Annotated in this window: 10 protein-coding genes; 5 read left to right on the top strand and 5 right to left on the bottom strand. The window is 56.2% G+C overall.

What is annotated here, in order from left to right:
- Window positions 1-26: 26 nt before the first annotated feature.
- From K529_RS17625 to K529_RS17615, 3 genes are all read left to right on the top strand, one after another.
- On the top strand, window positions 27-2,174 hold the full coding sequence (locus K529_RS17625) for a type I secretion system permease/ATPase (RefSeq protein WP_040641402.1): 2,148 nt from the start codon (window positions 27-29) through the stop codon (window positions 2,172-2,174).
- Between the two features lie 72 nt (window positions 2,175-2,246).
- The gene (locus K529_RS17620) at window positions 2,247-3,341 is read left to right on the top strand and encodes an HlyD family efflux transporter periplasmic adaptor subunit (protein ID WP_005611432.1); all 1,095 of its coding nucleotides are present in this window, start codon (window positions 2,247-2,249) and stop codon (window positions 3,339-3,341) included.
- Between the two features lie 52 nt (window positions 3,342-3,393).
- Complete coding sequence (locus K529_RS17615) at window positions 3,394-4,716, top strand: BamA/TamA family outer membrane protein (RefSeq protein ID WP_227512500.1); 1,323 nt, start codon at window positions 3,394-3,396, stop codon at window positions 4,714-4,716.
- An 18-nt stretch (window positions 4,717-4,734) separates the two neighbouring features.
- Here K529_RS17615 and K529_RS17610 read toward each other — a convergent pair whose 3' ends face one another.
- The 3 genes from K529_RS17610 to K529_RS17600 all read right to left on the bottom strand — a co-directional run bounded on the left by K529_RS17610 (window position 4,735) and on the right by K529_RS17600 (window position 8,777).
- A complete protein-coding gene (locus tag K529_RS17610; RefSeq protein ID WP_005611437.1) occupies window positions 4,735-5,973 on the bottom strand; it encodes a glycosyltransferase in 1,239 nt (412 codons plus the stop codon).
- 126 nt (window positions 5,974-6,099) lie between these two features.
- Window positions 6,100-6,738 (bottom strand): response regulator transcription factor, encoded by a 639-nt coding sequence (locus tag K529_RS17605; RefSeq protein WP_040641406.1) that lies wholly within the window; start codon window positions 6,736-6,738, stop codon window positions 6,100-6,102.
- Between the two features lie 86 nt (window positions 6,739-6,824).
- Window positions 6,825-8,777 carry an ATP-binding response regulator gene (locus K529_RS17600; RefSeq protein WP_227512354.1) on the bottom strand — a complete coding sequence of 651 codons (1,953 nt, stop codon included), beginning with the start codon at window positions 8,775-8,777 and terminating at the stop codon, window positions 6,825-6,827.
- A gap of 547 nt (window positions 8,778-9,324) precedes the next feature.
- Here K529_RS17600 and K529_RS23915 point away from each other — a divergent pair.
- Window positions 9,325-11,448: a BapA/Bap/LapF family prefix-like domain-containing protein gene (locus K529_RS23915; RefSeq protein ID WP_065317494.1), complete on the top strand. Its 2,124-nt coding sequence runs from the start codon at window positions 9,325-9,327 to the stop codon at window positions 11,446-11,448.
- 674 nt (window positions 11,449-12,122) lie between these two features.
- Here K529_RS23915 and K529_RS17590 read toward each other — a convergent pair.
- Both K529_RS17590 and K529_RS17585 read right to left on the bottom strand, forming a co-directional pair.
- A complete protein-coding gene (locus tag K529_RS17590) occupies window positions 12,123-12,692 on the bottom strand; it encodes a LysE family translocator (protein WP_005660644.1) in 570 nt (189 codons plus the stop codon).
- Window positions 12,693-12,697: 5 nt separating this feature from the next.
- Window positions 12,698-12,973: a hypothetical protein gene (locus tag K529_RS17585; protein WP_046002898.1), complete on the bottom strand. Its 276-nt coding sequence runs from the start codon at window positions 12,971-12,973 to the stop codon at window positions 12,698-12,700.
- 49 nt (window positions 12,974-13,022) lie between these two features.
- Between K529_RS17585 and K529_RS23735 the strand changes: the two genes are divergently transcribed.
- A complete protein-coding gene (locus K529_RS23735; protein WP_204149975.1) occupies window positions 13,023-13,712 on the top strand; it encodes a type 1 glutamine amidotransferase family protein in 690 nt (229 codons plus the stop codon).
- The last annotated feature ends 101 nt before the right edge of the window (window positions 13,713-13,813 follow it).

Genomic DNA, 13,813 nt, shown 5'->3' with positions numbered 1-13,813 from the left:
ACTGTTATAAATTCGCTGAATTGCCAATGGGGAATGCGATGAGAGATCTGGAGTACATAGATCCGGTCGTTCGGGGGCTTTTGGAACTGTGCCGAATTCATGGGATTTCCACATCTGCGGCCCAGTTGACGGATGGCTTGGCGCTTGAGGTTGATGAGCCGCTGAGTGAAGGGCAGATCGGTCTTGCCTTGCGGCGCGCAAATATGAGCTGTCGGATCAGCCGTGAGCCTTTGGAGAAGTTCCCTGCAAGTAGTTTGCCCGTCCTCGTGTTCCTCAAAGACGGGCGCACACTGGTTCTGGAGGCATTCGGGGCAACTGAAGCACGCGTGATTGACCCTGAAGCGGCTGGCGGTCGTGCAATATGGAATCGGGGTGATCTGCTTGAGGCTTATGACGGGCGCTTGCTGGTCTCTAAGCCTATCGATCTTGTATCCAGTCGACTGGATGGCAAAGAACCGCAGAAGGGCCATTGGTTGCTGCGTCCGGTTCTCGGAAATGTGCGGATCTATCGGGATGTAATGACAGCCTCGTTCGCGGCTAATTTACTCGCAGTGGCAACGGCGTTGTTTTCAATGCAGGTTTATGATCGGGTCGTCCCCAATCAGGCTTTCGATACGCTGTGGATTCTGGCCAGCGGTGTTGGCATTGCGATTGTGCTAGAGTTCGTACTACGGCTCATGCGGGCCTCATTGGTCGATGTGTCTGGCCGAGACCTCGATTTGACACTCTCTGCGCGTCTATTTGAAAAAGTAGCCAACATGCGGCTGGCGCAGCAACCATCGTCAACAGGTGCCTTTGCTAGTCAGGTCAGAGACTTTGCCACAGTGCGAGAGTTCTTTACCTCAGGAACCGTGACGGCTTTATGCGATCTTCCATTTGTTTTGGTTTTTGTGGCGGTGATTTGGTTCATCGGCGGTGAGGTTGCTCTGGTTGTTCTGGCTGGCGTGGTTTTTAGTGTATTGCCAGGGCTTCTTATGCAAGGGCGACTGGCTGCTGCATCAAAGGAAAACACGCGTGAAGGAGCCGCGTTGAATGGCCTTCTGCTTGAGACCATTTCGAGCCTCGAGACCGTCAAGGCGTCTCGGGCCGAAGGGCGCCTGCAGCGGGCCTACGCACAGCTTACCGCCACGATGGCGAACACTGCTGTACGGACTCGGCATCTCACCACGATCACAACACAGCTTGTCTCGACAGTACAAAAGTTGGCTTATGCAGGCGTGGTGATTGCCGGTGTCTATCTGATCAATAACGGATCCCTTACGGTGGGCAGCCTCATCGCCTGTACGTTGCTTTCAAGTCGTGCCATGTCCCCGATGGGGCAAGTGGCAGGACTTTTAGCACGCTGGCAGCATGTCCGGGCGGCAATGGAAGGGCTGGACGGGATTATGAACCTGAAGGTGGAGCGCCCGGATGATCGTCATTTTGTGCGGGCCTCAAATATAAATGGGGCGTATCGTTTGGATGATGCCGTTTACCGCCATGATCCCGAAGGGCCGCCCGTCGTATCGATCCATAATTTCGAAATTCCCGCCGGTGAACATTTAGCCCTCTTGGGTGGGAATGGCGCAGGAAAGTCAACGTTGTTACGCATGTTGGCTGGGCTGACTGATCCAGAGTCTGGTACTGTATTGCTGGATGATCTTGCACTCAGTCAGATCGATCCAATCGACCGGCGTCGGCAGATTGGATATTTGCCGCAGAGCGTGGCGCTTTTCCAAGGTACTTTGCGGGACAATTTGCTGCTTGATCATGGGTTGCATTCTGATGAGGAACTATTGGAAGCGCTGGACGCGGTAGGACTGGGTAGCTTTGTACGGCGCCATGTGCGCGGATTAGATCTACGTATTCATAGCAACGCCAATGTGTCTGGTGGACAGCGGCAAGCGATTGGTCTGGCGCGGGTGTTGTTACAAGATCCAAAGATAGTCTTGCTGGACGAGCCGACGGCTGCGTTCGATCATTTAACCGAAATGCATGTGATCAATCACTTGAGCAAATGGCTGGAGGGACGGACCACCGTGATCTCAACTCACAAACGAGAGCTGTTGAGTCTGACCAAGCGGGCCGTGGTGTTAAAGGATGGTCGGGTCGTACGGGATGGTGATCTGTTGCAAATCCTCAATTCTGCGCGGTCGAACACGACACAAGTCAAACCGGTTCAGGCTGTTAAGTGATTGGATATGGACACGTCACCCAGCCAAATGGACGGGAGCTATCGCCGTCAAGTTTTGCGGAAGTCACGATTGATGATCAATTTGATCGTCTTGTCGTTGCTACTTGCAATTGGATGGGCGTCGGTTGCGCAGATCAATGAGATTACGCGTGGTGACGGCCGGGTCGTGCCCCTGCGCCGCATGCAGATGATCCAGAGCCTTGAGGGTGGTATCCTTGCAGAACTGCTCGTCAGTGAAGGCGATATTGTGGAAGAGGGGCAAGTGCTTGTCCGCCTCGATCCAACCCGCTCCGAGTCTGCTTTCCTCGCTGCCAATGCTGAAATTACTGCTCTGGCGGCAGAGGTGGCGCGGCTGGAAGCAGAGGTGCTGGAGCAGCCGAAGCTCGATTTTGGACAGAACCCTGACGAGGCAGAGCGCACAGAATTGCGCCTGTTTGAAGCGAGGCGAACCAAATTGGAGGCCTCTCTCGAGGCGCTCGAGGCTGAGCGCCTCTCAATACAGGAGCAGATCGATATTACCAGTCCGCTCGTGGCGAAGGGATCTGTCAGCCGCATTGATGTACTGCGTCTCGAGCAACAACGTGCAGAATTGGAAGGCAAAATCAGCGACACTCGCAACGCGTATGTTCAAGACGCCTACAAGGATTTGGCGCAGCGACGAGCTAAGTTGACCGCATTGCAGCAAGATGTGGTGCGAAAGCAAGACGAGTTTCTGCGAACAGAAATCCGATCTCCGGTCTCTGGTCGGGTTAATAATATCGACATTACGACCTTGGGCGGTGTCATTCAGCCGGGAGAGCCGATCATGGAGGTGACCCCGACCGATGACCAGCTTTTGATCGAAACCAAGGTATTGCCGCGCGATGTGGCCTTTATCGCGCCGGGAATGGAAGCCAGCGTGAAAATTACAGCTTATGACTTCTCCACCTATGGGGATCTGCGGGGCGTTGTGACGCAGATCTCAGAGGATACTGTCGAAGAAGATACGCCGCAGGGGCCACAGGATTATTATCGCGTCATGGTTCGGACCGGGAACAATTTTCTGGAGCGCCATGGTGAGACATTTGCGATCCGTCCGGGGATGCTTGCTCAGGTCGATATCGAGAGCGGAGAGCGTTCAGTTCTGAGCTATCTGACACGCCCGCTTTTGAGGGCGCGGCTGCGTTGAAACTATGCTCCCGCAGCGATGCGGCGGAAGACAATGAAAGATGCACTCCAATATGATAATGAACACTATTCGTTTCGCCACCCTGTCACGATGTACGCAGGTAATTGCGGGACTGACAGGTTTTGCTTTAGTGGCAGCGGCCGGTCCCCTTTGGGGAGCTGTCAGCTCCAGAGTGGAAGTTCGCGGTGCGCAGTTTATTCCTGAGGAGGACATTCAGCGTACATGTGGCGTGGAGGCAGGCGTACCTTATAGCGACGCTGAGTTGCGCGATATCGAGGCATGTCTGATGTCCACGGCCGTATTCGAGCGCGTTTCTCTGTATCGAGAGAGTGATGCGCTCATTATTGACGTGGTTGAGCTTGATACGCGTCCGGGCCGTTTGTCTGGCGCGCTGTTTTATGATTCTCAGGATGATGTCACCGCGCGTTTGTCATATGAGCGTGAAAACCTGTTTCCCGGCGTCTACGGCGCGCTCGAAGTTAGTTTCAACCCTGAAATCAAGCGACTAGATGGGCGGTTGATCTGGGACGACGCCTTAGGCGAAGGGCTTGATTTTGGCTTGAGCGTTTATGGCGAGCACCTTGAATACGACGATCGCAGCTATGCGCAAAAGAGCATTCAAATCGAGCCGCAGTTGGCATGGCGACCGGACGATGGAATTCGGATTGAGGTCGGTATGGGGGTGCGCCAGTACCGCATGGAAGGCGTCGAACCGGATGCAAGTCCATTGCTGATAGATGAGGCGATATCGCTGGGCGAGGTAACGGCTCCTTATTTGCGATTTGGATTACAGCTGAACAATCTGGATGGCGATGAGGCTGTGAGGATGGGGTATGAGGCGAGCCTACAGCAATTCTTTTGGAACCTAGGTACAGATGATGTTTTATCTGAAACACGCGTCAGTGGGAGAGTATACGTGCCGCTGCAGCCCCGAACGCGCTTGGTGTTAGGGCTAAGAGGTGGCGCTGTACTTGGAATGGATGGAAATTCGCCCCGTGCCGTGGATCGTTTTTTTCCCGGGGGCGAGGCTTTTCGCGGTTTTGCTCCCCGCGGTCTTGGGCCGCAAGACGGTGATGATGTCTTGGGTGGGGATTACTATCTTGTCGGATCAGTTGAGCTACAACGTCAATTTGAGTTGGAGCACGGCCCCAATTTTCTAGCGGGGATCTTTGCCGATGTCGGTACCAGCTGGGGATTGGATGACGATCGCGATGGCCTGATCGATGATGGCTGGCACCGGCGTAGTAGCCTTGGGGTGTCTTTGACCTTTGATGTGGCCGATATACCGGTCTCGCTCTATGTGGCACATCCTATAGAGCGAGAAGCTGGGGATGAGAGCCAGACTTTCGGCTTAAGTGTTTCAGCGCGATTTTAAGCTTTCAACGATGTGATGTCACGAGGGGTTCCGCATCTTCCTGTTTTGCATCGCTTTTCGGAACAGCTGCATATAGCGCGGTGTAACTGCTGCATAGCTATGGTGTTGGATCGACATGATCCGCGCCGCTGCACCATAACGCTTGCGCCGATCTGGATCTTCCATCAATGCCTTGATCGCAGAAATCCATGCCGCGTCCTTATTTGGTAGCAAGCAACCGTTTACATCGTCGATGATCAATTCTGTGGGATACCCGCTATCTGGAGCAATAACGCATGCGCCTCTTCCGAGTATCTCGACGAGGCCCCAGTTCGCTACGCCGTATTTCAACGGATAAAGGAACAGGTCGATGTCGGCGATCCGCTGTGTGTACTCTTCGTAAGGAAGCGTGCCAGCGAATTCGACAGCTTCGCCCGCCTGAGGGTAAACTGATTTCAAATGCTCGCAGAAATTGGCTATTGCCCCATTGTGCTCTCGCCTTACCCACTGCTCCTCGTAGCCGTAGGTGGTAACACCAGCTCCGCCAAGCGCTATGAAGCGGGCTTCGGCTTTTTGATCGATCAGCTGGCTGACCAGACCCATGTAGGTATCAAATCCTTTGGCGCTGGATAGATCCCTGGCGGCAAAACCGATGGTGAAAGGCGCATCCGATGCCTTCGCTCTTGCTGCATGGGAGTTGGTTTCGAAATCAAAGCCTTCCAGTTGGACTTCAATATTGCCTTGCAGCGCGCGGGGGAACATCTGCTTGGCATGGTGGCTTGGGCAGATTACCAGATCGCTTCGAACCGCTTGATGGAAGTTGAGCATCTCGGTATTTTTGTCGGCCATGCGTTGCGCCAAGTCGGGTGGATAGGCCGGATCCCAGCCGTGCGCTTGGTAGCTAGGGAATTCAATATAGCTGATGATTGCGGCATCTATTTCATCATAGAGAAAATGTGGCGCACCAAAGAGCGAATGCGAGACAACTACATCAATCTTCTTCTTGCTTTGGAATTCTCTTAATGCGTTCAGAACACCGCGACCAATCCGTGCTGAACGCTCGACTTTAGCTGAATAGTAGTAACTTTGCTCGCCAACGATCTTTCCGTCGGGCTGGAAGGCAAGGATATGCGCGCCGCGGTCCACGTTCCGAGCTCGGTGCCCTGGCGTTGTTAAGAAATATGTTTCGGCGACACCCGATTTTCGCAGGTAATCACAGAGGCCGCCAAATTGGCCCGGATAGACGGATCCCACAAATACAATGACTGGCTTTGTCACGGTTACCTCCGAGAGTATGTACTCATCACCATACAGACTAATGCATGTGGTGTGGAGGCCTGTGTGAACCCGTTGAACAATAAAACCACCGGACCCTGGCTAGTTCCGAACGGGGTAAAAGGACCGTCAGATGAGGTTCAAATCCCGCGCCACGATCACAGCCTGTGTGCGGTTGCTTGCACCGAGTTTGGTGCAAATCGACTTTACGTGCATCTTTACAGTGGGTTCTGCAAGGTTGAGGTCGCTGCCGATCTCCTTGTTCGGTTTTCCCTCGGCCAGTAAATTTAGAACGGTGGTTTCACGATCCGATAGCGGTGTTCTGGTTGTATCTTGTGTCTTCACACGCTGCGTTTCGATGAGGTCGACAGGTATATAGCGCCCCCCCGCCGCGATGAAGTTCACTTCATTGCCAAGGTCCTTTAGGGATGTGGTCTTGAGGATCAGTCCCGCTCCGCCGAGTGACAAAATGTCTGAAACGACTTTCTGCGACGGGTTGCTGGTCAGAATTGCAACAGGTTTACCCTCGTTGAGGGCAATGGCTTTGCTGAGGCCGCTTGTGCCGTTCATGCCGGGCATGTTGAGATCAAGAAGTACGAGATCAAACGCTCCGCCTTGTTCGATCTTCGCCAGCGCCTCATCCAGATCAGCAGCAGTCTCTGCCGTCACATTGGGGAGGTTAGAAAGGAAATGCTCAAACATTTCCAGTACCATGGCGTGATCGTCTGCAACGAGTATTCGAACTGGTTTGGGCGCGCTAGCGGTCATTTTTAATCTTTCTGCGGAGCAAAGCTCCTATTGCGTCGACACGGCGCATTTTAGTGGCTGCTAAGGCGGGATGTCCATAAGTGTATTTATAGCACCTGTTTGAGCGCGCATTGCGCAAGCGCCAGTTCCTCGATGGCGTGGCGAGTGGCTTCAAGTAGTGATCGGGCGTCTTCCAGATGATCCCGGTTGAGTTCACGGTCTTCTTCGAGGCGTAGCTCAAGGGCGCGTAGCGCCTTTTCTGCTCTGGAAAGCCCCGTCAATCCGCATGCTCCAGTTGCTGCATGTAGCTGACGGCGGCTGTCGGGGGTGGCCCCATTCTCCAATAAATCACCCACAATTACCTCCGCTTCTGTCAATGCTCGCTTCATGAAGCGTTGCGTCGAAGTGCTGCCCATCTGTTCCAGTAAATCTGCAACTACCTGCTGTGCGAGCAAATCGCCCGTTTGCAAGAAGTGTGGTTGCGTGTTCGCGGTTGAGAGTGCGGTTTGTGCGACGCGACCGGCTTCTTTTATAGTTTGAATCAGGGCTGAGGCGCGGATCGGTTTGTCCAGCACACGGTAGAAGCCGGACTCGTGACAGGCTTTACGTAACTGATCATCCACATGTGCGGTTAGGCCAACGATTTGGCCGGTCCACTTACACTCCGCAGCATCCTGAGCCGCGCGGAGGCGTTGCACGAGGTCCAATCCGCTCATGTTGTAGGGCAGGGTCATATCAGTTAGGAGGATTGAGCGACATTGCTCGAGGCCATCGTCCAAGGTTTCCGGTGCGCTCAACAGCTCCAACGCCTCCATTCCGTTTCCAGCTGCAAAGACAGTTGCTCCGGCACGCTGTAGCACCTGCACCAACCAGTCGCGACTTGCGGGACTATCTTCAACAACGATAATTTTGTGGTTTTCGAGAGACATGTCTGCCGCGGCGTAAGCCGGAGCATGTGATTGCGTGGCTCTAGAGGCCGGTGGGGTGGCTGACAGTAGGCTAAATTCAGCGCGCAAGATTGTACCGGCAACGGGTGTATCGTCAGCCATTTGCGCTGGTGTTCCATTCGTGTGTCGGTCCAAGACCTCCATCGTGCCACCCAGTTGGCGCAAGGCGTGTAACATAATGGTCAGACCAGAGGAGCGATGTGGCGAAGTGTCTGACGCAGCCGATTTGTACGGATGACCGAGCGCGGACAATAGACGCGCTTTTTGTTCAACAGGCAGCCCGCCTCCCCAATCGCCAACCTCGAAACGGATCCGGAGTTGCTGGGCATCGTCAGCGCGCTCTGCGTCGAGGGGTTCTTCTATGCAACGAAGCCCGATTTCGACTTTCGGGCCGCCGTATTTCACAGAATTGTCCACCATATTCTGAAAGAGTGCGCGGACAAATCGAACTGGGCCACTTACCCAGACATCTGCAGATGGTGTTTGGTTATATTCGAGCAGTGTTTCCTTAGAGCGCGCAATCGGTCTAATCATCGAGATGAGCCCCTTCAGTTCATCCGTAAGGCTGAAGGCTTCATCAGGGTTGATCTGTCCTGGCGTTTGTTCGCTGCGAATGATGCTCAGCACATGATCGATTTGATCCAATGCCCGTTGGGCAGTTTGATCGAGATCCGAGCGCGTATCTTCGTGCAAAGTTCTGGGGGCGGTGCTTGTGGTATTGGACCACTCTTCAAATGCGGACAATAGGGATTGGATTGGGGTTTTGAGATCGTGGGCGACACGCAGAAGGGTTGCTGCGCGGGCCCGATTTCTCAGTGATGCTGCTTCCTGCTCTGTTTCCGACAGGCGAATCAAATAAGCCTCATTTGATCCCAAGGGTAGGTGAACCAGCAGCCCTTCTACCGACCTATCGTCCAGCTCCGGTTGTATAGTCTGAGTTCCTGCGCGTCTGGCGTTGAGACAATGTGTCGACCACGCAGTCAACTTGTCTGTGAGGTGTTCGTGGATTCCGACACGCTGCGCTGCCGCATTGGCCAGAAGTACATCACCATTTTCACTTGCTAGGATCGTCGCGCGACGGTCTGTCGAAATAATGCGCGCGATCGTTTGCAAAGTGGACCGCAATGAAGTGACCTCGACCGCCGAGTGTGACTGTAGAGGGGGTGATGTCGAAGTGTTTTCCTCTGTGGGCAATGTCCCCTCCGCCATTTGAGGTGAGCACGCATGTTAAGCGCTCAGGTGAAGTATGCATCCTTCGGAGGCAAGTCGATACTGACTTATAGTCATGCTCCTGTGGGATGCAAAGAATTCATGCGATGCACTCTGTACCCATTCTTTAGTTCGTGATGCGCGTAACCGTCTCATAGTGAAGGTAGCGCCCGCAAGGTTGTGGTCGATTCGATTTGCGTAATTCTCTCACTGGTTGTGCGAAGTTTCCCGGGGCAAAAACAACTGAATCCTGAATGTGTAAGCAAGTATAGGTGTAAATTAGGTTCCTGACTTCCTCACGAGAGAAAAAGATACAATTTTAAAGGATAATTCCCACTCCTGGGTTGACTGAACATGCAAAGGTATGGGTAATACATACTAAAGAGTGATTATCGTTCAGTTTTTGAAGAGCACCACGCCTGGGCGGGTGGGAAATTAAGGAGACAGAGCTGTGGTAGACAGAACAATTCAGGCAGGAAGTGAGATCGGCGTCCAAGTTGATGCAGTGCGCGATCAGGTCCTGCGCTATCTGCGCACCGGAGATGACCTTGTTGTCGAGTTGAAAGCGGGTGACCGTATTCTGGTAGAGGATTTCTATGTCCCAGCTGAAAACGGGTCACTGCACAGTCTGATCTTTGCGGATGGGACGGAAGCCCAACTTGAAGAAGGGGCTGAAGGGGGGGCAGGCCTCGCAGGTGCGATGGGAGGTGGCGAGATCGCCGCGCTCGCTGGCCTAGGCGCTGTTGGCATTGCGGCCTTGGCGTCAAACGATGACAATACCGACCCAACGGACCCCACCGATGGCACAGACCCCACCGACGGCACGGACCCCACCGACGGCACGGACCCCACCGACGGCACGGACCCCACCGACGGCACGGACCCCACCGACGGCACGGACCCCACCGACGGCACGGACCCCACCGACGGCACGGACCCCACCGACGGCACGGACCCCACCGACGGCACGGACCCCACCGACGGCACGGACCCCACCGACGGCACAGACCCCACCGACGGTACGGACCCCACCGACGGTACGGACCCCACCGACGGTACGGACCCCACTGACGGCACAGACCCTACCGATGCGCAGGCCGGGATTCTCGACCCAATTGTTGCTGACGGTGGTCTGCTTGGTGAACTCACCGGCAATAGCGGCCTGTTGGGAGATGTAACGGGAAGCGATGGCCTCCTTGGCGATCTGGTCGGGAACGACGGGTTGCTGTCTGATGTCACTGGCGAAGACGGTTTGGTCGGAGGACTGCTTGGTGCAGGTTTACTTGGTGATGGCAATGGCAACAACTCTGATGGGGGAGGTTTGCTCGACACGGTTCTGGGCGAGGATGGCCTCGTGGGCAGCTTGCTCGCTGGTGGCAACCCACTGGACGGCCTGACTGGCGGCTTGCTGGGCGGCGAAGATGGCCTGCTCGACGGAGTACTTGGCGAAGACGGGCTTGTCGGAGGTGTGGTTGACACGGTTCTGGGCGAGGACGGCCTCGTGGGCGGCTTGCTCGGCGGTGGCAACCCGCTGGACGGTCTGACTGGCGGCTTGTTGGGCGGCGAAGATGGCCTGCTCGACGGTGTGCTTGGCGAAGATGGGCTTGTCGGAGGTGTGGTTGACACGGTTCTGGGCGAGGACGGCCTCGTGGGCGGCTTGCTCGCTGGTGGCAACCCACTGGACGGTCTGACTGGCGGCTTGTTGGGCGGCGAAGATGGCCTGCTCGACGGAGTACTTGGCGAAGACGGGCTTGTCGGAGGTGTGGTTGACACGGTTCTGGGCGAGGACGGCCTCATGGGCGGCTTGCTCGCTGGTGGCAACCCGCTGGACGGCCTGACTGGCGGCTTGCTGGGCGGCGAAGAGGGCCTGCTCGACGGAGTACTTGGCGAAGACGGGCTTGTCGGAGGTGTGGTTGACACGGTTCTGGGCGAGGACGGCCTCGTGGGCGGCTTGCTCGCTGGTGGCAACCCGCTGGACGGTCTGACTGGCGGCTTGTTGGGCGGCGAAGATGGCCTGCTCGACGGTGTGCTTGGCGAAGACGGGCTTGTCGGAGGTGTGGTTGACACGGTTCTGGGCGAGGACGGCCTCGTGGGCGGATTGCTTGGCGGTGAAGATGGCCTCATCGGAAACCTTCTTGGCGAGGGCAACCCGCTGGATGGCGTGACTGATGGGCTGCTGGGTGATGCAGGCGGACTTCTTGGCGGTGTGCTTGGCGAAGAGGGGCTTGTTGATAGTGTCCTTGGCGAGGACGGCCTTGTTGGCGGTGCTCTTGGTGATGATGGCCTCATCGGTGGACTGCTCGGCGAAGGAAACCCGCTGGGCGGCGTGACCGATGGTTTGCTAGGCGACTCTGACAGTCTCCTCGCAAGTATTCTCGGTGAGGACGGTGTCGTGGATGGCGTGCTTGGCGAGGATGGTCTTGTTGACGACCTAGTTGACACGGTGCTTGGTGAAAATGGCCTCGTTGGAGGGCTCCTCGGCGATGGTAACCCGCTGGCTGGTGTAACCGATGGCTTGCTTGGGGATGACTTGCTGGCTGGCCTCACCGGAAGTGATGAAGGTGGGTTGCTCTAACGGCGTTTCCCGACAGTTGGGACCGGATGTGTATGTGTCCGGTCCTCGATTACTGAAAACGACATTTGGAATATCAGGCAGCCTGTCCGGTTCTCACCATCAGCATTGTAGGATTTGTGTGAGTGCCCGCTGCTCGAGCTTGCAGTGTCTAGGCACAATGAAGGGAGAAGGAACATTGGGAGTACTATTCGTAGGAATGATTTCTGGTGTGATCGCGGTTTTGCTGGGAGGCTATTGGGGCGCGTCCCTGCTACAGTGTATTGTGCTCTACAGTAGCGTCGGTAGTGGTAGCGTAATTTTGGTAAGCCTCGGACAGTGTTTGACCCCGCGGTTCGATGGTGTGGCCCTTTCGTTGGAATGGAAGGAGGCGCTGTGGGACAAATGCGTCACGCAAAGGCGAACAAGGGAAGCCGGGGAGAGACCATGATCTCCAGGATGAAGGGCAAGACAAAACCAAAGAGGCCACTGAGACAATAAAACGCAAAGGCAGGGCGATCGATTGGTGGCCAGTTACGGCGCATGGCCGACGTTCCGGAATAGAGGACCGCTATGCCCAGTATCGACACCGGGACAACCACGTGGGGCGGAATGTCCGACCGCCCGCTGATTTCATGGCGGCAAGGCGCAGACTCCACAACACCCCCAGCAGGAGCAAAAGACCGTATTTCATTGCTCTAACTCAATTCGGCGAGAAGTTTGGCCGCAAAACCCAACAGAACTACGCCCGAAACCTGCCGAAACCTGTCGTATCTCGTCTGGGTCATGAACCGGGTGCGTAGAACATGGGCCAACGCGGAATAGGTGCTGAGAGACAGGATGGACAGGCCGCAATAGGTCAGAATCAAGATACCGGCCTGCGGCGCTAGACCGCGCTCCGCGTCGAGGATTTGCGGGAACAGCGCCATATAGAAGAGCAGCGCCTTGGGGTTGGACGCGGCAAGCAGGAATGCCTCGGAGAACAGCGCCTTGGCGCGCATAGGCGCCTCTGCCTTTGCCGTCAGGGACAACCTTTCTTTTCTGAAGATCAGCTTGAGGCCAAGCCAGGCCAGATAGGCCACCCCCAGCCAACGAAAGAGCGACCACCAGAAGCCCGACGCCATCACAAAGGACCCGATGCCAGCTGCGCAAATGGCCCCGCCAAGGGCAAGACCGAGGGCGTTGCCAAAAATTGTCGGCAGGACCCGTTTGCCGCCCAACTGCACGGCCCGGCGCAGCGTGTTCAGATTTGCCGGTCCCGGTGTCACGATATTTACGACCGATAACCCCGCGCCTCGTCCTCACGTATCGCCCGCCGTATATATATGAGCGCGGAACCCAGCGCTAGCAAGGCATGCAGCATTTCAGTGAGAGATGATTCTGACGCGGAATTCTTGAGGACTTTCACATCAATCATCACGGCAAGAACGACGCTCACGAGCAACCCTGTCAGCGCCAGAAATTCAATTGCGACAGATCTTAGCTTGCGGCGCGTCTCTAACAGCGCAGGCTCCAGGAAATCGTTGCGCCTGTCCGACATTGTGTTCATTCGCTCTACTCCAATACTTGGCGGGCCTGTCAAAGGCCAGGTGGTCGGGATGGCCTCCGCTGAGAAGACGCGTCGCCACCTGGCAGAGCTCGATGCCAAGGCGGTGGCTGCAGAAAAGAAGGAGAAACGGCGTCGGACCTATATGGCCCGCCTCGCGAAAAAAGAAGCCGCAATCGCGGCGCAGAAGGTGGCTCTGGTCCAAAGGACCGAGGCCGTGGAAGCGGCCGAAGCCGCATTGGCGGAAAATACCCGCGCGCACGTGGCGCAAGAACATGAGCTGGCGCAGCGAGAGCAGCGCCAAGAAGAACAGGCAGAAGAAGCGCGGATCAAATCCGCGGATCTGGATGCCCGTGCGGGAGAAATTTCCCTGGAGAAGGAGCAAGTGGCAACGGCCCGGTCAGAACTGGTGACGGAGGCGGAGGAGGTGAGGGCGCAAAGGATAGAGCTCGATGCGGGCCTGGCGGCGATTGATCACGTGGTTGCTGCGGTCGAGGATGCGAACGGCGATTCCATCGTGAAGGGCCGCAAGGTCACCGCCTTCACGAACAGCGAGGAAGAAGCCGTGGGCCTTGTGGAGGCCGTGCCCTTCCTGCTGGAAACGAAGCTGCGCGAGCTCGGCGCAAAGTTCGACGGCGTCGACAACTGGCAGCCTCACGCCGTGGCCGATGGCCGCCTGGTCACCGGGCAGAACCCCGCATCATCGGAAGATGCCGCGAAGAAGGTCCTGGCCCTGCTGTAACGCCCTGTGACGCCGCCCCGCGACGGGCGGCGTCACCTGCGCCAGATGGTCCGACTGAAGCGCCTCATGGCACACCGGGCGTCGTTCCTCCTCCCCGCGCA

It is taken from the genome of Tritonibacter mobilis F1926, assembly GCF_000376545.2.
GTDB lineage: Bacteria > Pseudomonadota > Alphaproteobacteria > Rhodobacterales > Rhodobacteraceae > Epibacterium > Epibacterium mobile.
Note: the sequence above shows the minus strand (reverse complement) of the source record. Positions and strands in the feature narration are given on the sequence as shown.